Below are 24,800 nucleotides of genomic sequence, written 5' to 3' on the forward strand. Positions count from 1 at the left end.
CTGACCTGGACCTACCATGCTTTCGGTCTGCTTCGGAAGACATTCCGAAAATCAGGCGCCTAGCCGGCGATCCGGTCGATTTGAGCGCCACACTTGCGCAATTTCTCTTCGAGGCGGTCGAACCCGCGGTCCAGATGGTAGACGCGGCCGATGGTGGTCTCTCCTTGCGCAGCGAGCCCCGCAATGATGAGCGAGACCGACGCACGCAGGTCGGTGGCCATGACGGGCGCGCCGCGCAGCCCGTTTACCCCGTGGACCAGCGCGGTGTCGCCGCGAAGGTCGATGCGGGCTCCGAGCCGGGCGAGCTCCTGCACATGCATGAAGCGGTTCTCAAAAATGGTCTCGCGCACTTCCGAGACGCCTTTCGCCGTGCACATCAGCGCCATCAGCTGGGCCTGGAGATCGGTCGGGAACCCCGGGAACGGCTGCGTCTCCACGGACACGGCTTCGAGCCCATGCCCGTTGCGCGAGACGCGCAAGCCCCCCTCCTCTTCGTAAACCTCGACGCCCGTCGAGCGCAGCGCCAGGAGCGCCTCCTGGAGCAGCTCGGCGCGGGCGCCTTCCAGAAAGATATCGCCGCCGGTGATCGCCGCGGCCATGGCATAGGTGCCGGTCTCGATCCGGTCCGGAAGAACGCGATGCTCGGTCCCGTGCAACGATGGCACGCCCTGGATCTGTAGGGTGGACGTGCCGATGCCCTCGATCTTGGCGCCCATTGCGACGAGACAGGCAGCAAGATCGCCGACTTCGGGCTCGCGGGCGGCGTTGACGATTTCCGTGTCGCCCTCGGCCAGCACCGCCGCCATCAGGGCGTTGTGGGTCGCGCCCACGGACACCTTCTCAAGGTGGATGCGGGCGCCTTTGAGGCCCTTGGGCGCCTTGGCGATCACGTAGCCGGCGTCCAGCTCGATGTCGGCGCCGAGCGCCTCGAGCGCCACGAGATGAAGGTCGACGGGGCGCGTACCGATGGCGCAGCCGCCGGGCAGAGAGACCTTGGCCTCGCCGCACCGCGCCAGAATCGGCGCCAGCACCCAGAAGCTGGCGCGCATGCGCGCGACCATCTCGTAGGGTGCCGTGGTGTCGACAATCTCCGCAGCGGTCAACTTGTAGGTCTGCCCGTCGTTGGAGTCCTGACCGGCCCGTTTGCCGGCGATGGTCACGTCCACGCCGTGATTGCCGAGAATGCGCGCGAGCAGCGCCACGTCCGCGAGGCGCGGCATGCCATGGAGCGTCAAAGTCTCGTCGGTGAGAAGGCTCGCAATCATCAGCGGCAGCGCGGCGTTCTTGGCACCGCTGATCCGAATGGTGCCCGTGAGCCGTTCGCCGCCCACAATGCGGATACGATCCATAACGCGCTACTCCCTCTGAAGCGCTTGTGTCTAACGCGCCCCGTTTCCCCTGTTTCGCCACGGTCGGCAATGCGGCAAGCGGCCAGTCTAACCTTTCCGCATCATCCCTGTCCCCCTTCATCGGGGGCCTTCGAGCCCGAGCGCTTGGCGCGGGCGTTCTCCTTGCGTTTCAACAAGTTGGCGCGGAGCGCCTGGGCCAGGCGTTCCTGCTTGGCATCCTGCGCCGTTATAGGCGCCGATTTCGGTGTGCGCTTGTCTTCTTCGGCCATTCCGCCACCCCTGTCGGGCCCGCTTAAGCCCGCGCCTTTTACCCTATTGCCCCGGCGCCCGTAAGAGGCCGCGAGCGGCATGCGGAATCCTTGCGTCGCAAAGCCTGCTATGGCAGTTTGCGCGCCGCACCGGGAGGGGGCACCCCCATCGATTCCCTGCAAGGGGTACCTCAGGTCAGCCCGCCCGTCGCGGACCCACCGACCACCAACGGAGCCTCGCGATCACACGACAGATCGCGCCGCGCCGTCAGGTCAACGGAACGCCGCCGTAGCTCAGTGGTAGAGCGCGTCATTGGTAATGACGAGGTCGACAGTTCGATCCTGTCCGGCGGCACCAGATTCTCAACCACGCCCCAATCGCCTGGCAAAGAGCATGTCTAGGCCCCGCCTTTTTGGAGGGCGACGTCGTACAGCGCATCCGGGCTGAACGCAAAAAGTGCGAAACGCCAATTTCGCTCCAGTGCAAAGTTGGTCACGGCCCTGTGGACGCCGTAGCGACCAAGCTCGGAGTCGATATGTGCGAAGTCGTTGAAGACGAGGAAACCTCCAGGCTTCAGCTTTGGTGCCGACGCACACGCGTCTCTCAGAGTCGCCTCGTAGGAATGATCTGCATCTATGTAGATCCAATCGAAGTGCTCGTCTGGGAACGACCCGATGACCTCATGGCTCATTCCACAATGACGGGTTACGGCATCGCCCGTCAGATCCTTGTCGTCGAATAGCGAGTAGTTGATATCGACAAGGCGTAGCTCTCTCGGTGTGGCCCGCTCCAAAATGGCCCGGGCAAAGTCGCCACGCTGAGTGCCGACCTCCATGACAACGCCGTTCTTCGGCAATTGGTCGAGCAAGTGGTATCTCGACGTGACGCACCGGCAGTTTTCGACAAGACCCGGACGCAAGGATCGAGATCGACTGCTCCCCTTCTGACCAACAGCAATGCGATACGCGGTGCGTATCCAACGCGGGGAGGCCGTCCGTGCTCTGATAGTCAACCGAGTCAAGGTTTCACGCACAGTCAGCCTCCGGTGGTTGGGCCGCCTAGCAAGCGTGGCCGATTTCACTGAGGAGATAGGACTGCTACTTCTACGGCATATACCATTCGCGAACAACTTTGTGCCGGATGTTGGTGGGCCGTGATGCGAGACCGCGCCCAGACAAACGAGAGGCAAACGATCTTTGAAGGAAGAGCTGGTTCCTGGTTCGGACGCCTCCCTGGCGCCGAGCGCGTCATCGGCGATGCCAAGGTAGTCAGTTCGATCCTGCCCGGCGGCACCCTGTTTCCCGAACCATATCGTTTCCGTCTACCCATCCAAGGCAGCGCGCAGCTGGCTACAAGGCAGGGCGTTCCCAGGCCGGGCTTCACAACCGGGCATTGCAGCATGCTAGGCTGGTGCTTGCACCGCGCTCACAGCAATCGAAGGCGCTCAACAAGACGGAGGGCATCACCTTGGAAACGAATAACAGACTCCTGCCCTGGTACATCGGCATCGTCCTGGTTTTGGCGGCTGTTCTATTTGTCGGCTACCGCATGTGGACCACGAGTTGCCCCGCACCCATGCTCATCGAACTAGGCGTGCTGACGGTCGTGCCGATCGTGTATCTCGTGTTGATGTATTTGACGTTCGTGAGCCAGAAGTAAGAGCCGGTCTCACCGCGCAAAAATTTTGTGCGGCTGCCGCAGTTTGAGCGGGAAAAAGTCCGCCCCTGCCGCCGTCCAGCCGTGAATTCGTCGGCAAGCCCAATTACCGATTCATGCGTCCGGTTTCCGGTGTTTCGCCCCGGAGCAGAACCATGAAGACCTTAGCTGCGTTCGCTGCCGCGCCCGGCATCGCCGCGGTGTCCCGGCTGCCTTGGCGCAGGAGAACTGCGCACACGGCGCCCGTCGGGACGAAGACGATCAGGGCTGCGTTCCCGAGGCATCTGATGAGACCGTTTCGGCGGCTCTATCTGGAGAACAACAAGCGATGAAAAGATATGCTCTGATTGCGGTCGGCCTGCTGGTTCTGGTGGGTGGTCCGGCGTTCGCTCAGGACGAGGCGTTCTACGTGGCCCAGGATACCGCCACGAAGAAGTGCAAGATCGTCCAGAAGAAGCCGAACGGCGCCACCCTCGTCATGATCGGCGATACGTCCTATCCGACCAAGGAAGATGCCCGGACCGCCAAGCGAGCCGCCGAGGCGTGCCCGAAGGGCAAGAAAGAGACTTCCGGCAGCTAGACCTCTGGCGATTGCCACAAAGAGTCCGACGGGGCTCCCGGAGCGCTCAGCACCGGGGGCCTCGATTCATTTTGGGCAGGCGCCAATGTGCGCAGCCCTAGAGCCGGCCGAGCGCTACCAGCCGCGGATGGCCTCACGGCGCAGCTGACGCCGGGCGACGCCGCGCGCATACGGATAGCGCGGATAGGCGTAGCCATAGCGGCCATAGCCGTAACCTGCGTAGCCATAGCCCGCGTAGCCGCGCCCACGAACGTAGCCGCCGCAGGTGCGGTAGGTGACGCAGCAGCAGCAACACGCGGTCGCATATCCGTAACCGGAATAGCGGCCACCGGCGGAAGCTGGGGACGACGAGACCATCACCAACGCGAACGCCATGATCGAAGCGCAAATGGCCGAAACGCCAACTGTCAGTTTTCGGGTCATATCTCTCTCCCTTGAACACCGGGAACTACAGCATGCGGACAAAAATCCAAGCCAGACCAAAGCGCTGTTATCCTTAACTCAGTCGACGTCGATCCCGCTGCGGCGACGCTGCCGCCAATGCAAAGGGCAGATCGCTTCGCGCCGATGTGTTAGGCTCAACGACGGCTAGGACAGGGAGGAAACCGGGCCATGAAAACAATCACAGCACTTGCGATCTTCTGCTTTGTCGCCTTTGGCGCGACGCTGACGTTCGAGGCGCCCGCGGATGCACGGCCCCACGTGGCCAAGGGCGTCACCAAGGGGGTCAATGCTGCAACGCGGGGTGTCTATCGCGGCGCGCGCGGGGTGGGCCGCGGCGTGTACAACGGCGCCCGCTGGGGCACGCGCGCTCTGTGGGTCGGCGCAGGTGTCGGCGCGGGCCACGCCGCTTTGACGCGGAACTGCGAGTATTACCGAAAGCGGTACCAGGAAACGCGTGCCGCCAAGTGGCGCAACAAATACAACGCCTGCATTCGCTAGTATCGGGCGCGCTCCGCCCAGCGGGGCGCGCCGCTCAAATTCGGGAGGCCAAACGATGCACATGGACAGGCCCGTCTTTGTGTTCGGCTCGGATGTTGCCGGACACCACACCGACGGCGACGCACTGGTCGCGCTTCGTACCCGTGGCGCGGTCTACGGTCAGGGATGCGGTCCGCAAGGGAACGCCTATGCGATCCCCACACGGAGCGGAACTGGCAGGCCACGGGCGCGCCAGGACATCGCCGAGAGCGTGAACGAGTTTCTCCGCTTCACACGGATGCGCCCATGGGCCTTGTTCGACGTCGCACCGATCGGCTGCCGGCTCGCGGGCTACAGCGCGGAAGACATCGCGCCGATGTTCGCGGCTGCGCCGCACAACGTGTCGCTGCCGACAGCTTTTGAGCAGATCCTGGCGCGAACGAGGTTCGACAATACGAAAGCAGGAGAAGCCACATGATTAAACTAATCCGTCTACCGGCGGTCGTCGCAATCGTCCTATGCGGCGCGGTGGGGCTCGCAGCAGATCCTGCAATCGCGAAAAAATATTCGGACGAGAAGGCCAGCGTCCAAAAGAAAAAGAAGAAGAGCACAGCCGCCAAGGATTGCAAGAAAGGGCCCGTGCCGCCCTTCATGCGCAATCCGCGCTTCATGAACCGCGGATTCCTCAAGAACAGGTGCTAGCGCCGGCGCGCGGCAACGCGCCCGACTAGTGCCCCTCCTTAGTTCCCCTTGGGGCACCGATGGCAAATGCGCACGCAGCGGCGGCAGCGCTTGATGCAATGGAAATAGGGCTTGCAGTGCACCGGGCTCGCGATCGCGCCTGAAATAGATCGGTCGAGCTTGGCCGGGCTCATCGCCGCCGCGTCAGCCTGATGCGGGGCGGCAAGGGCGAAAGCCACCAGGGCCCCGAATGCCAAAAGACCGGTGCGGACGAGATTAAATCTTCGCAACATCGGCGTCTCTCCAGTGGTCCGGCAAGGCCGCAATCAAGGCTAACGCCTTGATAAGTCCTACTTAACCATAGAGGCCGGATCCACGCCTCCAGCCCTGCCGTCCGTGCGATCCTGGGCCAATCCTATTGAAAGTTCCGTGACAATCCCAATGTCTTGAAACACGGGGGACATAAATCGCGGAGGTAGCGACAATGGTAAGCGATAAGTCCCAATACCGAGGCTATGAAATCCGGCTTCGTCAGGAATGGTCGAACTGGTGTGCGAACATCATCCCTACGCGGGACGATCTTCCGATGCTGGCCATGTCCCCCTTGCGGACGCTTTCGTCCACGCCCGAGGAGGCACTTGCGGCAGCCAGACAGAACGTCGACGAGTATCTCGGCATCGAGCCCGAGAAGCGGGTTGCTTAAGACACAATTCGTATGACCGCTGGGCGCGGGCGCTCCTCACACCTTACTTGGTGAGGAGCGCATACGCTGCGTAGCACAGGGTGATCGCGAGCAGCGGCCGGAGCAGCCAGTCCGGTGCGACACCCGCGAGGCGCGTGCCGAGCAAGATGCCTGGGATCGACCCGACCAGCAGCGCTGCCAAAATCCCGAAATCTACATGACCCAGTCCAAGGTGGCCTGCACCGGCCACCAGTGTCAGCGGCACCGCATGAGCAATGTCCGATCCGACAATGCGTTTGGCCGGCAGCGCCGGGAACAGCAGCGCGAGCACGACCACGCCAATGGCGCCGGCGCCGACCGACGTGAGCGTAACCAGCAGTCCGAGGGCGGCGCCGAACAGCACCGTAAGGGCGGCGTGCTGGGGCGGTCCTTCCGGGTCTTTGCCGTTCGCATGCGACTTCATCATGATCGGATAGAGCACAATCGCCACCGCGCTGACGGGAAGCGCGAAGGCAAGGCCGTAGCGGATCCACCCCGCCATCGCTTCGGTGTCCAATGGAACGTAGGCGATGATGGCCAACAGTATGATCGACGCCGGCAGCGAACCCATCGCGAGCCGCAGCACGATCGGCCAGTCGACATTCTCCTGCACGTGGTGCCGCCAGCCGCCGACCGTTTTGGTCACCGACGCGTAGAGGAGGTCCGTACCCACCGCGACGGAGGGCGGAACGCCGAAACTCGAAATAAGCAGCGGCGTCATCAATGCGCCGCCGCCAACGCCTGTCAGTCCCACCAAGAAGCCGACACCGAATCCGGCACCAGCGAGGGGCAGCAGGGCAATGACCCCGCTGAGATCAATCATCTATGAGGGCCTCCCCCGACTTATCCAGCACGATCAGGACCGAGACGGATCCAACGTCTTTTTAGCGATCCGTCTCAATCAGCACCGGAACGCCGGCCGACCGTAACAGAATTGCCACCTCTTGGGCACGTCGATCGTATTCGGCCCTGTCCTCCGGAGAATCGCCAAGGTCCGCGCATAAGCCAGACAGCCGGGCTCGGTCAAGCACCAGTACGTTGTCCCCAACGGCCGCCGCACCAGTTTGTACCCATGTGATCACGCCGCCTGCGACGGTGGCGCCGTCCAGTGCGTTGACCAGGACGAAGTTGCCGGTCAGCGGAAGATCGCCGAAGAGGTCCAATGCCGTCGACCGCCCGAGGAGAATGCGGCAGTCGGCGATGTCGTTCATGCTGCAGGTATGGGCCTGCGCCGAGGAAAGCGTCTCGAAATCGATCAGTGTAGAGACGCTCACGGATGTGACAGGCGTCAGATCGGTTGCCGTGCGCAACAGGTAACCCGCTTCCGGATCGAACGGCTTCTCGGACAGCCACACGAGGCGCGCCTCGATGACATCGGCGTTGGTGGGGCGCCGCTGCGTTTCCGTCAGTACGGCACCACGCGAAATGTCGAGATCGGTGTCGAGCACGAGCGTGACGGCATCACCGCTCGACGCACTCTCGAGATCGCCGTCCATAGTCGAGATGCGCTGCAACGTCGCACCAAGTCCGCTGCGCGCATCCACGATGCGATCGCCGACGCGGATCGTACCCGACGTCACTGTGCCAGCGTAGCCACGAAAGTCGTTCGCCGCCCGCAAGACCATCTGCACCGGCATGCGGAACGGCGCATCTTCGGGCTGGGTTCTGGCTTCAACGCTCTCGAGATATTCCAATAGCGTCGGGCCGTCGTACCACGGCATCTCTTCGGATCGGGCAACGACATTCGCGCCTGTCAGCGCCGCAACGGGAATCGAGGTAACGTCCGTAAAGCTGAAATTGCCCCCAAGGGAGCGGAAGTCTTCTTCGATCGCGCGATAGCGCTCTTCGGACCAATCGATCTGATCCATCTTGTTGACGGCGAGAATGACCTTCTTGATGCCAACGAGATTGCAGATCGCCGCGTGCCGCCGCGTCTGGCGCTTCACGCCGTGGCGCGCATCGACCAGCAGGATGGCGACATCCGCATGCGAGGCACCGGTCGCCATGTTGCGGGTGTATTGCTCGTGTCCGGGCGAGTCGATGATCACGAAGCGGCGGCGCTCGGTCTCGAAATAGCGCCAGGCAATGTCGATCGTGATGCCCTGCTCGCGTTCGGCCACGAGTCCGTCGAGCAGAAGCGAAAAGTCGATGCGTTCCCCGTTGACGGCACGGGCGTGCGAGGCATGCATGATCTGCGCGCGCTGATCGTCAGTCACGCCGGCGGCATCCCACAAGAGACGGCCGATCAGGGTCGACTTGCCGTCGTCCACGGAGCCGCAGGTGAGGAGCCGCAACATGGCCTCCGACTTGTCGCCGGGCTGAAGGACCGGCTGCGCGGCTTCTGTTTCGGAGAGCGCTGCCAAGCTCATTAGAAGTACCCCTCGCGCTTCTTCATCTCCATCGCCCCGGCCTCGTCATGGTCGATCAAGCGCCCGGCCCGCTCCGACACACGCGCGTCCAAGGTCTCGGTCACAACCGCTTCCAGATCCGTCGCTTCGGACTCGATGGCGGCGGTGAGCGGGTAGCACCCAAGCGTGCGGAAGCGGATCCTGCGCATCACCGCCTCTTCACCCGGCTGAAGCCGCATGCGCTCGTCGTCGACCATCAGGATCTGCCCGTCGCGTTCGACCGTCGGGCGCTCCTTCGCGAAATAGAGCGGCACGACGTCGAGCTTCTCGAGCGTGATGTAGCGCCACACGTCCGCCTCGGTCCAATTCGACAGCGGAAAGACCCGCACGGTTTCGTCCTTGCCGAGACGGCCGTTCAGCAGCTGCCACATCTCGGGCCGTTGCAGACGCGGATCCCAGCTATGGCCGCCGGCGCGAAACGAGAACACGCGTTCCTTGGCCCGTGACGCTTCTTCGTCGCGGCGCGCGCCGCCGAACGCGGCATCGTAGCCGCCATTGTCGAGCGCCTGGCGCAGCGCCTGGGTCTTCATGATGTCCGTATAGACAGACGGCGGATAATCGAACGGGTTGATGTTCTTCGCCGCTCCGTCGTGATTGGTGTGCACGATCAGATCGAGCCCCATCTCCGTGACAGTCCGGTCGCGAAACGCGATCATGTCACGGAACTTCCACGTCGTATCCACATGAAGCAGCGGGAACGGCGGCTTGGCTGGCCAGAACGCCTTCCGCGCCAAATGCAGCAGAACCGTCGAGTCCTTTCCGATCGAATACAGCAGCACCGGCGCGCGGAACTGCGCCGCGGCCTCGCGGAAGATGTGGATGCTCTCGGCTTCGAGAAGCTTGAGGTGTGATGTCAGCGCGGTCATGCGGCCTTCTCCCGGTGTGCGACTGGCACCGCCGAACATTCGGATTCGGCCACATGCAGCCCGCATTCCTTCTTGTCTTCGGTCTCCCACCACCAGCGTCCCGCGCGCGGGTCCTCGCCCGGCTGGATCGCGCGCGTGCACGGTGCGCAGCCGATCGAGACGAAGCCTTGCGCATGCAGCGGATTGACCACGACATTGTTGGCATCGATGTAGTCGTTGAGGCGTTTGTCGGACCAGTCGGCAATCGGGTTGATCTTGATCAGCCCGCGCTCTGCGTCCCATTCGGCCAGCGGTACGTCCGCGCGCGCCTGCGACTGCTCGCGCCGCAGACCGGCGATCCATCCTTGCGCGCCCTGCAGGGCCCGGTTCAGGGGACGGACCTTGCGCACCTCGCAGCAGCTCTTCCGGTTCTCGACGGATTGGCGGAAACCATACACGCCGTCGCGGGACACAAGCTCTTCAACTTCGCGGGCATCGGGCGCAACGAGCCGAATGCGCGTACGATAACGCAACTCGGATAGTTCGATCGTTTCCAGGACTTCCGGGAACAGCCGGCCGGTGTCGAGCGTAAAAACATCGATCTCGGCGCCCGACTTTGCCACGCCCGATTTGGCGATGGCCTGCAGGATCACCTGATCCTCCAGACCGACGCTCGTCGAGAACGCGATGCGGCCTTCGATGTGTTCGGCGATCAGCTTGATGCGCTCCACGAGATCGTCCGTCGCAGCCAGTGCCCGATCGAGTTCGGCCGCGGCCTTGGCGGATGCGTTCCAGCGCAGCGGCATCGGGTTGCGCGCCGAGGGCTGATAGTTGCGGCCGATTCGCGTCAGCGTCTTCTTCCACGTATCCGCCGCACCGGGATCGGCAATCTCGGCCGTATCGAATCCGGACCGCAGCAGAAACTGCGACTGATCCGGAATCAGCGATCCGACCGCGCGAATTTCTCCGGTGAACCCGAGCCGATCACGAAGGATGCGAGCCAAGCTGAATCCACGTCCGTCCGCGAAGCTCGGGAACATGATCGCGATCGGCCCTGCGTTGCCGCCAATTGCGGAAGCCAGCGCGTCGTGATCCGCGTTCGGCTCCAGGACGACCGCCGGCTCGTCGGGTTCCGAAATCAGCGCTCCCGTCGACAAATCAACGAGCACCATAGAGAGCCTCCTTGAACGGCGCAGCACCGACGCGGCGCCAGGTCTCGAGGAAGCTCTCTCCCTCGTTCCGGTTTTCGACATAGGTCTCGACAATCGTATCGATTGCTTCCGGCACCTTCTCGGCGCGGAAGCCGGGCCGATAATGGTGCCCACCGCGGCGTCATCCTTCGGGCTGCCGCCAAGGGTGATCTGATAAAGCTCCGTACCCTTCTTATCGACACCGAGAATGCCGATATTGCCGGCGTGGTGATGGCCGCAGGCATTGATACAGCCGGACATGTTGACCCGGATCTTGCCGATCTCGTCCTGCCGCGTAGGATCCTCGAACTTCTTGGCGATCTCCTTGGCGATGGGGATCGACCGCGCGTTCGCAAGGTTGCAGTAATCCAGACCCGGGCAGCAGATCATGTCGCCGAGCAACTCGTTGTTGCCGACCGCGAGCCCCGCTTCCGCAAGCGCGTCATAGAGCGCGGGGATGTCCGCCAGCGCCACATGCGGCAGAACCAGGTTCTGGGTGTAGTTGACCCGGATCTCATCATGGCCGAAACGCTCGGCGAGATCGGCCACCATATCCATCGTGTCGGATGAGGCATCGCCCGGCGTCCGGCCCGGCTCCTTCAGCGAGATCACGGCGGAGGCATAGCCCGGCACCCGATGGGGCAGCACGTTGTTGCGGTACCAGGTCGCGAAGGCCGGATCGCTCTCGCGGCGCGCGGCAAGGGCCTCGTCGCGCGGAGCGCGTTCAGGCAGATCGGGCGGCGCGAAATAGGACGCGATGCGGCGGAGCTCGTCTTCGGGAAGATCGATCTCACCCTTGGCCGTCGCATTCCAATCGTCTTCGACTGCTTCCCGAAACTTCTCGATCCCGAGCGTGTTCACGAGGATCTTGATGCGCGCCTTGTACAGATTGTCCCGGCGTCCGAGCAGATTGTATACGCGCAGGATCGACTCCACGTAGGAGAGCAGATGCTCCTTCGGCAGGAACTCGCGGATCACCTGACCCACATAGGGCGTACGTCCCATGCCGCCGCCGACGAGGACGCGGAAGCCATTCTCGCCGTTCGGGCCACGCACGATGCGCAGACCGATATCGTGAAACGCCGTGGCCGCGCGGTCCTCCGCGGCGCCGGAAACGGCGATCTTGAACTTGCGCGGCAGCCAATTGAACTCCGGATGCAGCGTCGACCACTGGCGCAGGATCTCGCACCAGACGCGCGGGTCTTCCAGCTCATCGTTCGCGGCCGCCGCGTACGGGTCCGACGTGACGTTGCGCACGCAATTGCCGCTTGTCTGAATGCAGTGCATCTCGACTTCGGCCAGCGCGGCCAGCACGTCGGGCACGTCCACCAGCTTGATCCAGTTGAACTGGATGTTCTGGCGCGTCGTGAAGTGACCGTAGCCGCGATCCCACTTCCGGCCGATCATCGCGAGCTGCCGCATCTGGCGCGGCGACAGCTGGCCATAGGGGACCGCGATCCGCAGCATGTAGGCATGCAGCTGCAGATAGAGCCCGTTGCGCAGGCGCAAGGGACGGAACACTTCTTCGGAAAGTTCGCCGGTCAGCCGCCGCGCGACCTGGTCGCGGAATTCCGCAACGCGGTCGTTTACGAAGGCGTGATCGAATTCATCATAGCGGTACATCGTACCAGTCCTTTGTCAGTGTCGTGCGGTGTGACGCGCGAATGCGTTCGCGCACGGAAATGGGATCGACGGTGCCGTCGTCCTTAACCTCGATCGGCATCGGATAGACGCTGATGACGAGCCGCTCGCGGACAGCCTCCTCAGCGGTGGCCTCAAGCGCCTTGACCTCGTCCTCGCTCTCGACGCGGGCCGCCTCCACAATGTCCTCCGTCCACGCACCACCCGGTGCGAGATAGACAACGATGCCGTCGTCCAAGCGGTTTGCTGTAACGACGCTAGGCATAGGCGCGCACGACCTCCTCTTGAGCCAAAATAGTTTCAACGGCCCCGGCGGCGGGTAGTCCGGCCACCTCTCCGAAGATCAGAACGGCGGGGCTCTTCAAACCAAGACTGCCGGTGTCGTTCGCCAGCGCGGAAATCGTGGTGGCGACGCGGCGCTCGTTCTCCCGGCTCGCGTTCTCCACGGCAATCACGGGCAACGCTTCACGGAACCCGGCCTCCAGGAGGCGCTGTGCGATCACCGCGCCCGTCGTGACGCCCATATAGACCACCAGCGTGTTGTTGCCGGACGCCAAGGCCTTCAGGTCGAGATGCTCGAAGCTCGGCGCCTTCCCGCCCGCTTCATGGCCAGACAGGAACGTGACCGTGTGCGACACGTCGCGATGGGTCAGCGGAATCTGCAGGCTCGCCGCAGCAGCAGCGCCGGCCGTGACGCCCGGGACGACTTCGACGGGAATCCCCTCGGCGCGCAGCGCATCGAGTTCCTCGCCGCCGCGGCCGAAGATGAAGGGATCGCCGCCCTTGAGCCGGACGACGGTGTGCCCGGCCTTTGCGCGCGCCACCAACAGCGCGTTGATCTCCGCCTGCGGTACGCTGTGTGCTCCCTTCGCCTTGCCGACGGAAACCAGCTCCGCCTCGCGGCGGGCTAGTTCCAAGACACCGTCGCCGACGAGCTTGTCGTAGAAGACGACGTCGGCGGCCTTGAGCGCCCGGACCGCCTTCATGGTCAGAAGTTCGGGGTCGCCGGGACCGGCACCAATGAGAAGAACGCGGCCCTGCGACTCCGGGGCTTCGCCGTTTCCGGCCAAAGCGGCGGTTTCAATCTCGTGGTCGATCAGCTTACGGGCGGCGTCCTCGTCGCCGTGAAGCATGGCGCGGGCGGCCGGGCCGTCGAAGATTCGCTCCCACAACCGGCGCCGCTCGGTACCCTCGGGGAGACGTTCGGCCACGCGATCGCGAAACTGCCCTGCGAGTTCGGCCAGGTCGCCGAGCCGCGGATGCAACTCATTCTCCAGCCAGGCGCGCAGGCGCTGGGCCAGAACCGGCGCGGCGGCCGATGTGCCGACCGCCACCGTAACCTCGCCGCGATCCACGATCGCGGGCAGCACGGCGGTGCAAAGAGCCGGCCGGTCCGGGACGTTGACCGGCACGCCCAAGCCATGCGAGATCTCGGCGATGCGGGCGTCCTCACCCTCGATCTCGGTGGCCGAGATCACCAGCGGCCGCCCGCGAATTTGATCGACGCCCGGATGGGCCGGCTGCAAGACAACCTTGCCCTCGGCCTCGAGGTCCGACAGCTCGGGGTTCAGGGTCTCGGCAGCCACATCGACGTGCCCGGCCCGCTTCAGGAGCAGCCGCGTCTTGATGGCGGCAAGAGGACCCCCGCCGACCACGAGCGGCGGCTTGCCATCGAAGCTGACGAAGATGGGGAAGGTCCGCATCATCCCGAGGTTCCTGTCGCTGCCGTGTTGTCGGCAATGTCGGCAATGCTTTCGGGCGCAAGCTCGACTTCCAGCCCGTCGAGTTCGGGCGTCATCAGGAGCTGGCAGGAAAGCCGCGAGCGCCGGTCGTCCACGGAGAAGGCCCCGTCGAGCATCTCAGTCTCTTCGTCAGTCGGCGGGACGAGCTTGTCGACCCAACTATCCGCCACCCAGACATGGCAGGTCGCACACGCGCAGGCGCCGCCGCATTCCGCCTTGATGGGCAGACCCCAGTCGCGAATGACCTCCATCACACGCCACCCCTCCATGGCTTCGAGGCGGTGCGTGGAACCGTCCGGCATGCGCACGTTGATAAACATGTCTCAAGCCACCTTCCAAAAGGCGTCGAGGTTGAAAAAGAACGGCCCGTGTACTGGGCGGCCGCCCGCCCCGCAAGTCCGCAAAACTGCCAATCGTAAACGCCTGAAAGACCGCCATGAGATCGGGCGAAACCTTGTTCCCAGGCCCCCGGCCCCAGCCTTCTCAAAAAGGGCGGCAGGCCCCGTAAATAAGAAGCGCTACTGAAAAATCATTCCCCAGCAAATGTCCATATGCCGCCTTTAGTGCAAAATTGTTCCCGAGAAACCCTAAACGCAGGACATTTTTCTTTCACCGGGCGGCTTCGCGAACAGAATCTCCGGCGCGGGCGCCACGAGAAAAACTGTTTCTTTCCAGCAACGCCTGCTGTGAATCAGCACTCGGCTGTGGAGCATTTGGAGGCTTCCCCTAGTCCCTATCAAACTTTTCCGCCATTTTGCTCCGGTCGTATCGACAGTTTCCGGGGGGGATCATGGGACGTCAAACGGCGCTTCGCCGCACAGGGGCTTTGCGCGCGGGCACAACCAGCCATTCCGGCGCGGACGGGGTGCGACGGCGCCTTCTTCTAGCCGGAACGGCGATCGCGACGACCTTCATGGTCTCGACGAGCGCCGCCGAAGCGCAGCAGGCCGTATTCGTTCTTAACTCACCGTTCTCCCAGAACATCAATAATGCAGACGATTGCATATTTGTGGGCAGTTGCGCCGTCGTTACTACGATCGGTCCGGGCGCCAGCATCAACCTCACTAATTCTGGCGACTTCGCCACTATCGGCCCCGCGGCATCCAGCATCTTCACGAGCACCCTGATCGCCGGACGCATCACCATCAACAATTCGGGTGATCTGGCTACGGCGGGCGGCCTTTCCGCCGGCATCTCCGCCGCAACGGCGTTCGGCGGCGCGATCAACATCACCAACACGGGCGACATCGCTACGGCTGGGCTGTTCTCCTATGGCATCTACGCGCTGGCCACCACGGTGGGTGCGGTCAACATTACAAACTCGGGGGCATTGCCACGGCCGGCGGCTACGCCACCGGCATCCATGCCGCAGCCGGGGGCATCTCCGGCTCTGTGTCAATCCAAAACAACGGCCAGGTGGCCACGATCGGCTATGCCGCAGACGGTATCTACGGCGCGACGTTTTCAAGAGACAGCGACGTCACCATTACCAACGCGGGCGAAATCACAACGCGCGGCCGGAATGCATACGGCATTGTCGCAGCGACCTTCGACCGCCGTAGCAACATCAAGGTGACGAACAGTGGCACGATCGATACGCGCGGCACGAATGCCGAAGGCGTCTTCGGCTTGACCTACGACCGTAACGCGGACATCTCGGTCACCAACACCGGCGATATCCTCACCCGAGGCTTTGACGCGGAGGGTATGAACCTCACGACCTTCGGCCCCGCCTCATCGATCAACGTCAATAACACCGGCCAAGTCACGACAACCGGCTTTGCAGCGGAGGGTATCTACGCGACCACGAATTGGCGCAACTCCGACATCACGATCACGAACAGCGGTGAGGTTCTGGCCAAAGGTGCGTTCGCTGACGGCATCTATGCCCTTACCGGCGTCTATGGCCCCGGCCGGAGCAGCGAGATCACGATCAACAATTCCGGGTCCATTCGCGCCGAGGGGCGCTTCGCCTACGGCATCACGGCCGTCTCCCTCCGTCCGGGATCGGAGATCACCGTCAACAATAGCGGCGAGCTTTTCGGGTCGACCGCGGCCGTTTACAGCTACAGCGCCACCTCGACGACGATCAACAATAGCGGTGACATCTCGGCCGGATCGGGATTGGCTATCGACACCGCCGGCGCCAGCACATCCATCAACAACTCGGGGCTGATCACGGGTTTCGTGGATCTGACGCGCAGCAGCGACACGTTCACGAACATGGCGGGCGGCGAGTTCAACGCGCGCGACACCAGCCGATTCCGCGGTGGCTCCGACCTGTTCCTCAACGAGGCCGGCGGCACGCTGCGCACTGCGAACAAGTTTGGGACGAACGAGGACACGCGCTTCACCGGCCTCGAACGGTTCCAGAATAAGGGCCTCATCACGATGGTGGACGGGAAGACCGGCGATTCCTTCACCATGTCGAACACGCCAGGGGGCACCGACCTGAAGTTCAGTGGCTCGGGCAAATCCACGCTGGGCGTCGATGCGTTTCTCGGCGGGCCGGGATCGAAGTCCGATACGCTTACTGTCGAGGGCACCACGACGGGGCGCACGCGGCTAAGGGTCAACAACGTCAATCCGGGACCCGGTCAACTCAACCGCCAAGGTATTCCCGTCGTGTTCGTGGACGGCAATGTGAACGCGTCGAACTTCTACCTCGACAAGCCGATCGATGCGGGCTTCTTCGACTACGACCTGGTGTTCACGCCGACGGGAAGCGGACGCTTCGACCTGAAGAGCCACGCCGGCGGCGGATCTCATATTCTGCCGCATGTCATCACCGCCACGCACGAGGTCTTCCACCAGTCGACGGAGACATGGTTCGACCAGACGGTCGACTTGCGAGCGGTCCTGGCGCGCGGGTCCGTCTGCGACGACATTTACAATCCTCAGGAACGGATCCGCTGTCAGGATTTGTATGACCTGGTCCCTGCCGTCTGGGCCCGGGGCGGCGGCACCTGGCTCGATCTAGACGACAACGGAACGACGAAGGCGAACGGCCGAACCTACCGCTACGATTTGGGCCGGGATCTCGACATCTGGCAGGTCGAGTCCGGCGTGGACTTCGGCAAGGAAGACATCTTCTCGCCGGACGACATGCTCGTCTTCGGCGTCCTCGGCGGCGCTGTGGAATCGTCGCTCGAATACGACGCCATTGCCCGCTCGTTCGAGATCAGCACCTTGGAAGCGGGCGCCTACGCGACGTATCTGCGCGGCGGTTTCTTCTTCGACACCCTGTTCAAGGCCTTCTTCGGCACGGTCGAGCCGACGGCCTCGGTCGAGTATCCCGAGACCCTGGATACGCAAACCTACGGTCTTCGCATGGACAGCGGCTACCGCTTCGGCGGTCTGAAGGACGGCCCGTTCGTCGAACCGCTCGGTACGATCGCGGTCTCGTGGACGCATGTCGACGACTTTGCCCACCAGGGCAACAGCATCGACTTCGCCGACGACGAGCAGGTGCGCGGCCGCCTTGGCCTGCGCATGGGCACGTCGTCGCAGATCTGGGAAGGCACCACCTTCGAGCCGTTCGTGACGGGAAGCTTCTGGGGATTGCTCTCCGGGGAACACAGCGCCACGCTGACGTCGCGGGGGACCGACTTCGTCTTCACCGATAAGCCGGACGAGGTTTGGGGCGAAGTGTCGGGCGGCGTGAACTTCTTCAACCCCGAGGCCCAGACCGCCGTGTTCGCCAAGATCGACTATATCTTCGCCGACCAGACGGAAGGCATCAGCGCCAGAGGCGGCATGCGCCTGACCTGGTAGGCGCGGCTCCCCTTCCCGGAACGCAGCATCGCTGCGGTATCCGCTTCCTGCGCCAACCGCATTTTGGCCTCGTTGTTGGCGAAGGACGGTTTGCATTGGCTGGCCCGGCTGCTAAGTGCATTCAAGGTACCGCCATGCGGCGGTATGGCTTCCGTGCCTTGACGGCAGGCGGGTCTCGGCGGCACCTCAACCACGCAACGGGGCAGGACGCGTGACGACGCAGAACACCGACCAGGACGCGCAGCACGATATTGAGATCGAGAACGCGGCCCGCGACCGTCACCAGCTGCGGACGCTGGCTGTCGCAATCACTTCCGTGTCGGTCGTGCTGTTCGCCGTGGTCGTGGCCATCCTCTACGCGATTCCGCTCAACCGCATCTGGTTTCTGAACTTCCCGCTCGGCTTCTATCTGCTCGCTCAGGGGCTGATCCTTTTCGCGGTCTTCGTCACGTTTTGGTACGTGCGCGTCCAGGAACGGATCGACCTGACCCGCAGCATGAACGAGGAGGTTACCTAGGCGATGGCTCTGCAATCACGCCAGCGCACGCCGAACCCTCACCTCGGCGCCTATTACGGGATCGTCGCCAGCGCCTTCGTCTCGCTCGCGATCCTGCTGGCCATGGCGGAGCAATTGGGATGGGGCGGCGGATCGATCGCGCGGCTGATGATCCTGATGCCGATGGTCCTCTACATGGCTATCGCCGTTGCGGCGCGCACACTGAACATCGAGGACTTCTTCACATCGGGGCGCCGCGTTCCGCAGATATACAACGGGTTCCTCATGGCGGCGATCACCGTCGGGGGAACCGGCTTCTTCGCGTACACGGGCGCGCTGTTCTTCGTCGGCTTCGACGGTCTGGCGATCGGTCTTGGCTGGGTCTGCGGTCTGTTGCTCGCCGCCGTGCTGTTTGCGCCCTATTTGCGGCGTGTCGGGGCTTATACGCTCCCGGCCTATTTCGGCCTGCGCTTTCGCTCACCGCTGACGCGCATGGTGGCGAGCGCGCTCCTGATCGCGCCGACATTTCTGCTGCTTGCCGCCGAAGCGAAGATCGCGGCCATGGTGCTTTCGCTCTTCCTGCCCGCGGCGTACTGGGTGGCCGTGCTGATCGTGATCGTGTTCATCGCCGCGACGGGAATTCTCGGAGGCATGCGCGCCCTGACCTGGTCGGGCAGCGCCCAGTTCATCACGGGCAGCCTCGGCCTCGCCATTCCGCTGACGGTCGTCGCGGTGGTTCTCACGAACCTGCCGGCGCCGCAATTCACCTATGGGGGACTGCTCGGCTCTCTAGCGAACGCGGAAGCCGCGGCCGGTGTCGGTGCAGCCGGTCCGAGTGCGGTCGCGGGCTTCCCGGGTCACGAACCGGTCGCCGCCGTGACTCCCTTTCTGCAGGCCTTCAGCACGATCTCGGAGGCGGGTTTCTTCGCGGTGTTTGTCTGTTTCGCGCTCGGCACGGCCGCTTTGCCCAGCCTGCTGGCCCGGAGCGGTGTGACCGCGTCCGTCGCAGACCAACGCCGATCTACGGCCTGGGCACTCCTGCTCGTCTCCCTCTTCGCCATGACGGCGCCGGCCCTCGTCGTCTTCGCAAAGGTCTTGATGTTCGGAGATATCGTTCTCATCCCCACGCAAGGCATGCCGGCCTGGTTCAACGATTTGAGCGCGCTTCAGTTGCTGCGCGCCACGGACCTCAACGGAGACGGGTCGATCAGCTTCAGCGACCTCCTCGTCGCGCGCGACGGTGTCGCTCTGGCGCTGCCGACACTCGCGGCGCTGCCCTATATCCTCACGGCGCTGATGGCCGCGGCCGGACTTGCGATCGCACTCGCCGCATCCGGCTCTCACCTGTTCACGCTCAGCGCGAGCCTGTCGGACGATCTGTACCGCTCGATCGATCCGCAGCCGATCGTTCTGCCCCGCCTGCTGCTGGCTTGGGCGGCCATCGCCGGTACCGCGCTGATCACGGCGATCTACCTGTTCATCGCCGACGTCGACGCCTTGAGCTACATGGTGACGGCCTTCGCGCTTGCCGCCGCGACGTTCTTCCCTGCCCTGTTCTTGTCTACGTGGTGGCAGCGATGCACGCTGTGGGGAGCACTTGCGAGCATGGCGACGGGATTTGGCGTTATGCTTCTGTGCCTCATTGCGGGCGGCCTTGTCGGTATCGCCGACACCGCCGCAGGAACGGCGGCAGCGAGCCTCGTCTCGGCATTGCTCGCCCTTGTCGGCGGGATCGGCGCTAGCCTCTACGGCCCCGCAGCCAAGGCGGCGGACACCGCGTTCTTCGAGGCGATGCGGCGCCCTGATGGCGAAACCCTCTACGACCAGGCTGAAGCACAAGCATCGGCCGTGCAGAACAAGACAGAACAACAGGATCAGCTTGGATAACCTGACCGAGCCACAACGTTTCCAGCTTTACCCCGCGATCGCCCCTTTCCGCACGGGGCGCCTTCAAGTGTCGGGGGGACACGAGCTGTATTTCGAGGAGTGCGGCTCGCCGGTCGGCAAGCCCGTCGTCATCCTCCACGGCGGGCCCGGGGCAGGCGTGTCGCCCGTCATGCGGCGCTTCCATGATCCACGGCTCTACCGCATCGTGCTGTTCGATCAACGCGGCTGCGGCCGGTCGCATCCTCACGCCTCGCTCGAGAACAACACGACGTGGGATCTCGTCTCCGACATCGAAGCCTTGCGCGACCATCTCGCTATCGAAAGCTGGCAAGTGTTCGGAGGTTCATGGGGATCGGCGCTCGCCCTCGCTTATGCGCAAGCGCATCCCGACCGCGTCCGCGAACTGATCCTGCGGGGCATCTTCCTGATGCGGGGGGCCGAGCTCGATTGGTTCTATCGGGACGGTTGCAGCTGGTTGTTCCCGGAGGCCTTCGCCGACTTTACCAGCGCCATCCCCGAAGACGAGCGGGCCGATATGATCGGCGCCTACTACAAGCGGCTGACGAGTTCGGATAAGTCCGTCCAGATCGAAGCGGCCCGGGCGTGGACGTCCTGGGAAGGACGGACACTCTCGCTTCTGCCGGACCACGACCGGACGCGCTATCTGACGGCCGACCGCTACGCCCTCGCGCTCGCGCGGATCGAATGCCACTACGTCGTGAACCGAGGCTTCTTCGAGACGGACGATCAGCTGTTGCAGAACGCGGACCGTTTGACGGACATCCCCGGCGCGATCGTGCATGGCCGCTACGACGTGGTCACGCCGATGAAAAATGCGTTTGACCTATCGCAGGCCTGGCCCACGGCGGAACTGCGCATCGTTCCCGATGCGGGACACGCGATGACGGAACCCGGAATCGTTCACGCCTTGATCGCAGAAACGCGGATGTTCGCCGGCGACTGACCCTCACTCGCCCACACGGCCGATATAGCTCAGCACCACCTGGCGCTTATTGGGTGAGGTGCGATGCTCGATCAGATAGACGCCCTGCCAAATGCCGAGTGTCATTGCCCCCTCGCGAACGGGGATCGAGAGGCTCACGGAGGTCAGCATCGACTTGATGTGACTTGGCATGTCGTCGGGCCCCTCTTCGTGGTGAACGTAAGGGTGGTCCTCCGGCGCGATCCGCTCAAGCGCGTCCAGCAGATCGACCCGCACATTCGGATCGGCGTTTTCCTGAATGGTGAGGGACGCCGACGTATGGGTCACGAAGACCGTCAGCAAGCCGCCTTGAGCTCGGATCGACTCCAGCCATGCGGCAACCGCCCGCGTGAAATTGACAAAGCCTTTCCCGCGCGTCGGCACGGTCAAGACATGGCTCCGCTCTTCCAAACCAGCCACAGAGACTCCCCTCGCTTGTTCCGACTAAACGACCGGCCTGTCCCAATATCGGTCAATCCTTAAGAGAAAATTTACCCTGACTTGCCACCGTCCAATGGACCGCTGCGGAAGTGCCACCGCGGTCGTGCCGACAGCCGCTTGGGGAGCGGAAACGGCCGCTAATTCATGGGGAACGGTATGGCTTCGAACGCAGGTTGGCAAACGTCCGCAAGCAGCGGGGGCAAGACGACATCACCGGCGATCGGTGGTCCGAGCGTCATTGGGAGACACCGGGCAGCCCTTCCCTGAAGTCCTCAATGGACGCGCTTCTGGCCGAACCGATGGATCAGCGCACCGTCGAGTCACTGCTGCTGCGTCTGGTGGACCGGGTCGAGGAGACGGAACGCCGTTACGGCCAGGCCCTCAACGAACTTCATTCCCGCCTCGATCAATTGTCGCAGACGACGAATGCGGCGCGCAGCACCAGCACGCCGGAGAACGCCGACACGTTCGACCGGCTGCATGAGCAGGTGAGCAGCCTGGCCAAGCGGCTGGAGACCGAGCCCAGGACACACCTCGACGACTTCGAACGCCTGGGCCGCGCGATCACCGGCGGCATGCGGGGCGATCTCGACGAACAGCCCTACGGGATAAGCCACGAGGAGCCGGCGCCCAGCCCCTTCGCCCAGTCGATCCAACACGCCCGCAGCACCAATCATCTCGCCCCCGAGCTTGCCCCGCCCGTCGAATGGCCTTGGGAGTCCAAGCCCGTCGCCGCCTCTGCCGATTTCGACAACCGGCTGACCGAGATGGCAAACCGGTTGGAACAATCGATCGGCGCGGCCATGCCGAGCAGCACGATCGAAGCGTTGAACGCGCGCCTCGAAGAGATCGGCAACCAGATCGCACAATCTCTCGATGCCGCGCCGAGCCGGGCAGCCCTGGAGCATGTCGAGCAGCAAATCGCCGACATGGGACGGCAACTAAACCGCGCCGAGGAACAGCTCGGCCGCCTCGGCGGTGTCGAGGAGCGCCTGGTCCAGCTTCTCTCGCGCCTGGAGACCAGGGACACGCCGCCCAAACCGGCCGAAATCGACGCAGCGAAGCTTCAGGAGATTGCCGCCAAGGCCGCGGTCGAGGCCGCCCGCCTCGTCGCGGACGACTCGCAAAAGACGACCGACCGGCTCGAGGCCATGCAGCGCGAGCTGAACGCCGTGGGCGACACCACCCGCCAGGCCGACGACAAGCTCAACAACACGCTGCAATCGGTTCACGAGTCGTTGAGACAGCTCGTGCAGCAAGTCGAACGCCCTGTGGCGCGATCGCCTCAGACCAATCCATTCGTCGCGAAGACCGAACGCAAGCGGACCATCCCCGGCGGCTCGCCGGTCTCAGCTCAGCCGGAACCTGTTGCCAGGGCGCCCCAGCCGGCCGCGCCTGTGCAGGAAACGGCGCCTGCGCCTGCCCCGCAGGCGCAACCGGCGCCGCAGGCTCAGCCGGCACCGCAGCAACCGCGTGACCCTAACGCGAGCGCCAATCCCCAGCGCGCAGCGGCGCGCCCGCCGCGCTCAAGCGCCGACGAGGCCGAGATCCGCGTGAAGGAGACGCTGCGGAACCGGCTCGATGCGACGGCGCCCAATGCGAAACCGCGCAATCTTCTGGCCGCCTTCGAGCGCGCCCGGGCCCCGCATGTGGAAGCGGCCGCTCAGGACCTGGGCGCCGACGATCCGCGCGAGAGCGGGGCCTCTGAGGATATGGTTGCCGCAGCGCGCCGCGCGGCCCAGGCCGCGGCCGCTCAGGCTGCCGCCCTCGCCGAAAGCCGCGAGGAGCGTCCCGTGCGCCGCGAGCCGCGCGTCGACCTCGCAGCGGACGACCAGAGCCGCAACCGGAAACGGCCTTATCTCATCATTTCCGCCGCGGTGCTCCTCACCATCAGCGCGCTCCTCCTCTACGGACGGCTGGGATCCAAATCCGCGGACGACACGCGCGCGATTCCGCAAAGCGGAGCGGCGCTCCCGAGCGGAGAGGCCCCCTCACCCGAAGCGTCCAACCAGACGGCCCCTGCGGCGCCCATGGAAGCGCCTATGGAGGAACTGCCCGGCGATCAGCAATCGGGAATGTTCGGGTTTGCGCCCGTTCCTGAGACCGCGTCCGTGCCCGGGCTCTTGCCCCTCGAGGATCGCGTCGGCAAAGCAGAACCTGGCGTGACGGACATCCCCAAGTCGCCGAGCCACGGGACTCCCTCGAAAAGCCTCACGCCGGCGCCCCAACTCGCGTCGCTGCGGTCGGACGAGACGGGATCGCTTCCGAGCGACGTGGTCTTCTCGGTTGAAGAGCCTGCATCCGCGACAGAGGTGGCGCTGGCCGAGCAGCTGACAACGACATCTGTCAAAGGTCCTGTGCCGCCGGAGGCCCTCGGGTCGAAGGCCCTTCGCGAAGCGGCCGCGAGCGGCAACCCGATCGCGCAATACGTCATCGGTACCCGGTACATCGACGGAACCGGCGTGACGGCCAATCCGAAGACCGGTGCGGAGTGGATGGAGCGCGCCGCGCGGAGCGGACTCGCCCCGGCGCAATACCGGCTCGGCACCATGTATGAGCGCGGCATCGGCGTGACCGCCGATATCGATACCGCGCGCAGCTGGTATCTCGCCGCTGCCGAACGCGGCAACGTCAAAGCCATGCACAATCTCGCCGTCAGCGTGAGCGGCGGCGGAGGCGCGACGCCGAACTACGCGCTTGCAGCCAAGTGGTATGGGGAAGCGGCGCTGCGCGGCCTTGCCGACAGCCAGTTCAATCTCGGCATCCTGGCCGAGCATGGTCTGGGTCAAACCAAGAACCTCGCCGAGGCCTACAAGTGGTACGTGCTTGCGGGCAATCAGGGGGACATGGAGGCGCAGAAGCGCCGCGATATCGTCAGTGCTCAGCTTTCCCCGAAGACGATCCTGACCATCGACGGCAGAGTTGCCATGTGGAAGCCCAAGGCGACGGCGCCCGAAGCCAACTCCGTGACCGAGCCGGACTCGTGGGGTAACGGGGCGACCTCTTCCGCCAGAACCAAGACGCCTCAGGGGGCCACGCTGGTGAGCCGGGCCCAGACCCTGCTCAATAAGCTGGGCTACGATGTGGGTGTTCCCGACGGCCTCGCCGGCGAGAAGACCCGCACCGGCGTCAAGCGCTTCCAAGAGCGCAACGGGCTTGCTCAGACCGGTGAGATCACCATCCCGCTCGTCACCCAGCTCGAGGCGCTCGCAAGCTAAGGGGGCCGCCCCCTGGGTC

General features: G+C 64.1%; 25 protein-coding genes, 1 tRNA gene and 1 pseudogene. 13 read left to right on the top strand and 14 right to left on the bottom strand.

Features of this window, described 5'->3' with window-relative positions; genetic code table 11:
- Positions 1-59: 59 nt before the first annotated feature.
- Entirely contained in the window at positions 60-1,349 is a 1,290-nt protein-coding gene (gene murA / locus DCY11_RS05160; protein ID WP_108681606.1) for a UDP-N-acetylglucosamine 1-carboxyvinyltransferase, read from the bottom strand.
- Positions 1,350-1,450: 101 nt separating this feature from the next.
- Positions 1,451-1,618 (bottom strand): hypothetical protein, encoded by a 168-nt coding sequence (locus DCY11_RS15675; RefSeq protein ID WP_174202135.1) that lies wholly within the window; start codon positions 1,616-1,618, stop codon positions 1,451-1,453.
- Between the two features lie 262 nt (positions 1,619-1,880).
- On the opposite strand from DCY11_RS15675, the gene DCY11_RS05165 reads away from it, so the two are divergent.
- Positions 1,881-1,955, top strand: a tRNA-Thr gene (locus tag DCY11_RS05165).
- Positions 1,956-1,995: 40 nt separating this feature from the next.
- On the opposite strand, the gene DCY11_RS05170 is transcribed toward DCY11_RS05165, so the two are convergent.
- Positions 1,996-2,466 (bottom strand): class I SAM-dependent methyltransferase, encoded by a 471-nt coding sequence (locus DCY11_RS05170; RefSeq protein WP_159079820.1) that lies wholly within the window; start codon positions 2,464-2,466, stop codon positions 1,996-1,998.
- 542 nt (positions 2,467-3,008) lie between these two features.
- On the opposite strand from DCY11_RS05170, the gene DCY11_RS05175 reads away from it, so the two are divergent.
- Together DCY11_RS05175 and DCY11_RS05180 are read left to right on the top strand one after the other, a co-directional pair.
- Positions 3,009-3,257 (top strand): hypothetical protein, encoded by a 249-nt coding sequence (locus DCY11_RS05175; RefSeq protein WP_108681610.1) that lies wholly within the window; start codon positions 3,009-3,011, stop codon positions 3,255-3,257.
- A gap of 325 nt (positions 3,258-3,582) precedes the next feature.
- A complete protein-coding gene (locus DCY11_RS05180) occupies positions 3,583-3,834 on the top strand; it encodes a hypothetical protein (protein ID WP_108681612.1) in 252 nt (83 codons plus the stop codon).
- Between the two features lie 114 nt (positions 3,835-3,948).
- On the opposite strand, the gene DCY11_RS05185 is transcribed toward DCY11_RS05180, so the two are convergent.
- Positions 3,949-4,257 (bottom strand): hypothetical protein, encoded by a 309-nt coding sequence (locus DCY11_RS05185; RefSeq protein WP_141701858.1) that lies wholly within the window; start codon positions 4,255-4,257, stop codon positions 3,949-3,951.
- Positions 4,258-4,446: 189 nt separating this feature from the next.
- On the opposite strand from DCY11_RS05185, the gene DCY11_RS05190 reads away from it, so the two are divergent.
- The 3 genes from DCY11_RS05190 to DCY11_RS05200 all read left to right on the top strand — a co-directional run bounded on the left by DCY11_RS05190 (position 4,447) and on the right by DCY11_RS05200 (position 5,457).
- Positions 4,447-4,776, top strand: a complete 330-nt coding sequence (locus DCY11_RS05190; protein WP_108681614.1) for a hypothetical protein — start codon at positions 4,447-4,449, stop codon at positions 4,774-4,776.
- A 61-nt stretch (positions 4,777-4,837) separates the two neighbouring features.
- Complete coding sequence (locus DCY11_RS05195) at positions 4,838-5,233, top strand: hypothetical protein (RefSeq protein WP_245409453.1); 396 nt, start codon at positions 4,838-4,840, stop codon at positions 5,231-5,233.
- On the top strand, positions 5,230-5,457 hold the full coding sequence (locus DCY11_RS05200) for a hypothetical protein (protein ID WP_108681618.1): 228 nt from the start codon (positions 5,230-5,232) through the stop codon (positions 5,455-5,457). The genes DCY11_RS05195 and DCY11_RS05200 overlap by 4 nt, the downstream gene beginning before the upstream one ends.
- Before the next feature lie 38 nt (positions 5,458-5,495).
- Here the strand turns inward: DCY11_RS05200 and DCY11_RS15450 are convergent, their stop codons facing one another.
- Entirely contained in the window at positions 5,496-5,729 is a 234-nt protein-coding gene (locus DCY11_RS15450; protein WP_159079821.1) for a hypothetical protein, read from the bottom strand.
- Positions 5,730-5,920: 191 nt separating this feature from the next.
- On the opposite strand from DCY11_RS15450, the gene DCY11_RS05205 reads away from it, so the two are divergent.
- Positions 5,921-6,139, top strand: coding sequence for a hypothetical protein (locus DCY11_RS05205; protein WP_108681620.1), 219 nt, complete (start codon positions 5,921-5,923; stop codon positions 6,137-6,139).
- Positions 6,140-6,182: 43 nt separating this feature from the next.
- Here the strand turns inward: DCY11_RS05205 and DCY11_RS05210 are convergent, their stop codons facing one another.
- The 8 genes and pseudogenes from DCY11_RS05210 to DCY11_RS05245 all read right to left on the bottom strand — a co-directional run bounded on the left by DCY11_RS05210 (position 6,183) and on the right by DCY11_RS05245 (position 14,303).
- Complete coding sequence (locus DCY11_RS05210; protein ID WP_108681623.1) at positions 6,183-6,980, bottom strand: sulfite exporter TauE/SafE family protein; 798 nt, start codon at positions 6,978-6,980, stop codon at positions 6,183-6,185.
- Between the two features lie 61 nt (positions 6,981-7,041).
- On the bottom strand, positions 7,042-8,526 hold the full coding sequence (locus DCY11_RS05215) for a GTP-binding protein (RefSeq protein WP_108681625.1): 1,485 nt from the start codon (positions 8,524-8,526) through the stop codon (positions 7,042-7,044).
- Positions 8,526-9,431: a sulfate adenylyltransferase subunit CysD gene (gene cysD, locus DCY11_RS05220; RefSeq protein ID WP_108681627.1), complete on the bottom strand. Its 906-nt coding sequence runs from the start codon at positions 9,429-9,431 to the stop codon at positions 8,526-8,528. Before cysD ends, DCY11_RS05215 begins: the two co-directional genes overlap by 1 nt.
- Positions 9,428-10,663: a phosphoadenylyl-sulfate reductase gene (locus tag DCY11_RS05225; RefSeq protein WP_108681630.1), complete on the bottom strand. Its 1,236-nt coding sequence runs from the start codon at positions 10,661-10,663 to the stop codon at positions 9,428-9,430. The genes cysD and DCY11_RS05225 overlap by 4 nt, the downstream gene beginning before the upstream one ends.
- A pseudogene (locus DCY11_RS05230) lies at positions 10,569-12,223 on the bottom strand (nitrite/sulfite reductase). The gene DCY11_RS05225 and the pseudogene DCY11_RS05230 overlap by 95 nt, the downstream one beginning before the upstream one ends.
- Positions 12,210-12,506, bottom strand: a complete 297-nt coding sequence (locus DCY11_RS05235; protein ID WP_108681632.1) for a DUF2849 domain-containing protein — start codon at positions 12,504-12,506, stop codon at positions 12,210-12,212. Before DCY11_RS05235 ends, DCY11_RS05230 begins: the two are co-directional and overlap by 14 nt.
- Positions 12,499-13,947, bottom strand: a complete 1,449-nt coding sequence (cysG, locus tag DCY11_RS05240) for a siroheme synthase CysG (protein WP_108681634.1) — start codon at positions 13,945-13,947, stop codon at positions 12,499-12,501. Before cysG ends, DCY11_RS05235 begins: the two co-directional genes overlap by 8 nt.
- Positions 13,944-14,303, bottom strand: coding sequence for a 2Fe-2S iron-sulfur cluster-binding protein (locus DCY11_RS05245; RefSeq protein ID WP_108681636.1), 360 nt, complete (start codon positions 14,301-14,303; stop codon positions 13,944-13,946). Before DCY11_RS05245 ends, cysG begins: the two co-directional genes overlap by 4 nt.
- Positions 14,304-14,773: 470 nt before the next feature.
- On the opposite strand from DCY11_RS05245, the gene DCY11_RS15455 reads away from it, so the two are divergent.
- From DCY11_RS15455 to pip, 5 genes are all read left to right on the top strand, one after another.
- Entirely contained in the window at positions 14,774-15,559 is a 786-nt protein-coding gene (locus DCY11_RS15455) for a hypothetical protein (RefSeq protein ID WP_159079823.1), read from the top strand.
- Positions 15,556-17,757, top strand: a complete 2,202-nt coding sequence (locus tag DCY11_RS05255; RefSeq protein ID WP_159079824.1) for an autotransporter outer membrane beta-barrel domain-containing protein — start codon at positions 15,556-15,558, stop codon at positions 17,755-17,757. The genes DCY11_RS15455 and DCY11_RS05255 overlap by 4 nt, the downstream gene beginning before the upstream one ends.
- Positions 17,758-17,968: 211 nt before the next feature.
- On the top strand, positions 17,969-18,274 hold the full coding sequence (locus tag DCY11_RS05260; protein ID WP_083241098.1) for a DUF4212 domain-containing protein: 306 nt from the start codon (positions 17,969-17,971) through the stop codon (positions 18,272-18,274).
- A gap of 3 nt (positions 18,275-18,277) precedes the next feature.
- A complete protein-coding gene (locus DCY11_RS05265) occupies positions 18,278-20,140 on the top strand; it encodes a cation acetate symporter (RefSeq protein ID WP_108681644.1) in 1,863 nt (620 codons plus the stop codon).
- A gap of 1 nt (position 20,141) precedes the next feature.
- Positions 20,142-21,104: a prolyl aminopeptidase gene (pip, locus tag DCY11_RS05270; RefSeq protein WP_245409501.1), complete on the top strand. Its 963-nt coding sequence runs from the start codon at positions 20,142-20,144 to the stop codon at positions 21,102-21,104.
- Between the two features lie 3 nt (positions 21,105-21,107).
- Here the strand turns inward: pip and DCY11_RS05275 are convergent, their stop codons facing one another.
- Complete coding sequence (locus tag DCY11_RS05275; protein WP_108681648.1) at positions 21,108-21,542, bottom strand: secondary thiamine-phosphate synthase enzyme YjbQ; 435 nt, start codon at positions 21,540-21,542, stop codon at positions 21,108-21,110.
- 296 nt (positions 21,543-21,838) lie between these two features.
- On the opposite strand from DCY11_RS05275, the gene DCY11_RS05280 reads away from it, so the two are divergent.
- The gene (locus tag DCY11_RS05280) at positions 21,839-24,781 is read left to right on the top strand and encodes an SEL1-like repeat protein (RefSeq protein WP_108681650.1); all 2,943 of its coding nucleotides are present in this window, start codon (positions 21,839-21,841) and stop codon (positions 24,779-24,781) included.
- Positions 24,782-24,800: the final 19 nt, after the last annotated feature.

Source organism: Methyloceanibacter sp. wino2 (assembly GCF_003071365.1).
In the GTDB taxonomy this organism is placed as follows: Bacteria; Pseudomonadota; Alphaproteobacteria; order Rhizobiales; family Methyloligellaceae; genus Methyloceanibacter.

What these genes read in the sequence shown, in the direction of transcription:
- murA (WP_108681606.1), bottom strand. Translation starts at nt 1,349, where the DNA reads ATGGATCGTATCCGCATTGTGGGCGGCGAACGGCTCACGGGCACCATT.
- DCY11_RS15675 (WP_174202135.1), bottom strand. Translation starts at nt 1,618, where the DNA reads ATGGCCGAAGAAGACAAGCGCACACCGAAATCGGCGCCTATAACGGCG.
- DCY11_RS05180 (WP_108681612.1), top strand. Translation starts at nt 3,583, where the DNA reads ATGAAAAGATATGCTCTGATTGCGGTCGGCCTGCTGGTTCTGGTGGGT.
- DCY11_RS05185 (WP_141701858.1), bottom strand. Translation starts at nt 4,257, where the DNA reads ATGACCCGAAAACTGACAGTTGGCGTTTCGGCCATTTGCGCTTCGATC.
- DCY11_RS05190 (WP_108681614.1), top strand. Translation starts at nt 4,447, where the DNA reads ATGAAAACAATCACAGCACTTGCGATCTTCTGCTTTGTCGCCTTTGGC.
- DCY11_RS05195 (WP_245409453.1), top strand. Translation starts at nt 4,838, where the DNA reads ATGGACAGGCCCGTCTTTGTGTTCGGCTCGGATGTTGCCGGACACCAC.
- DCY11_RS05200 (WP_108681618.1), top strand. Translation starts at nt 5,230, where the DNA reads ATGATTAAACTAATCCGTCTACCGGCGGTCGTCGCAATCGTCCTATGC.
- DCY11_RS15450 (WP_159079821.1), bottom strand. Translation starts at nt 5,729, where the DNA reads ATGTTGCGAAGATTTAATCTCGTCCGCACCGGTCTTTTGGCATTCGGG.
- DCY11_RS05205 (WP_108681620.1), top strand. Translation starts at nt 5,921, where the DNA reads ATGGTAAGCGATAAGTCCCAATACCGAGGCTATGAAATCCGGCTTCGT.
- DCY11_RS05210 (WP_108681623.1), bottom strand. Translation starts at nt 6,980, where the DNA reads ATGATTGATCTCAGCGGGGTCATTGCCCTGCTGCCCCTCGCTGGTGCC.
- DCY11_RS05215 (WP_108681625.1), bottom strand. Translation starts at nt 8,526, where the DNA reads ATGAGCTTGGCAGCGCTCTCCGAAACAGAAGCCGCGCAGCCGGTCCTT.
- cysD (WP_108681627.1), bottom strand. Translation starts at nt 9,431, where the DNA reads ATGACCGCGCTGACATCACACCTCAAGCTTCTCGAAGCCGAGAGCATC.
- DCY11_RS05225 (WP_108681630.1), bottom strand. Translation starts at nt 10,663, where the DNA reads ATGTCGAAAACCGGAACGAGGGAGAGAGCTTCCTCGAGACCTGGCGCC.
- DCY11_RS05235 (WP_108681632.1), bottom strand. Translation starts at nt 12,506, where the DNA reads ATGCCTAGCGTCGTTACAGCAAACCGCTTGGACGACGGCATCGTTGTC.
- cysG (WP_108681634.1), bottom strand. Translation starts at nt 13,947, where the DNA reads ATGATGCGGACCTTCCCCATCTTCGTCAGCTTCGATGGCAAGCCGCCG.
- DCY11_RS05245 (WP_108681636.1), bottom strand. Translation starts at nt 14,303, where the DNA reads ATGTTTATCAACGTGCGCATGCCGGACGGTTCCACGCACCGCCTCGAA.
- DCY11_RS15455 (WP_159079823.1), top strand. Translation starts at nt 14,774, where the DNA reads ATGGGACGTCAAACGGCGCTTCGCCGCACAGGGGCTTTGCGCGCGGGC.
- DCY11_RS05265 (WP_108681644.1), top strand. Translation starts at nt 18,278, where the DNA reads ATGGCTCTGCAATCACGCCAGCGCACGCCGAACCCTCACCTCGGCGCC.
- DCY11_RS05280 (WP_108681650.1), top strand. Translation starts at nt 21,839, where the DNA reads ATGGACGCGCTTCTGGCCGAACCGATGGATCAGCGCACCGTCGAGTCA.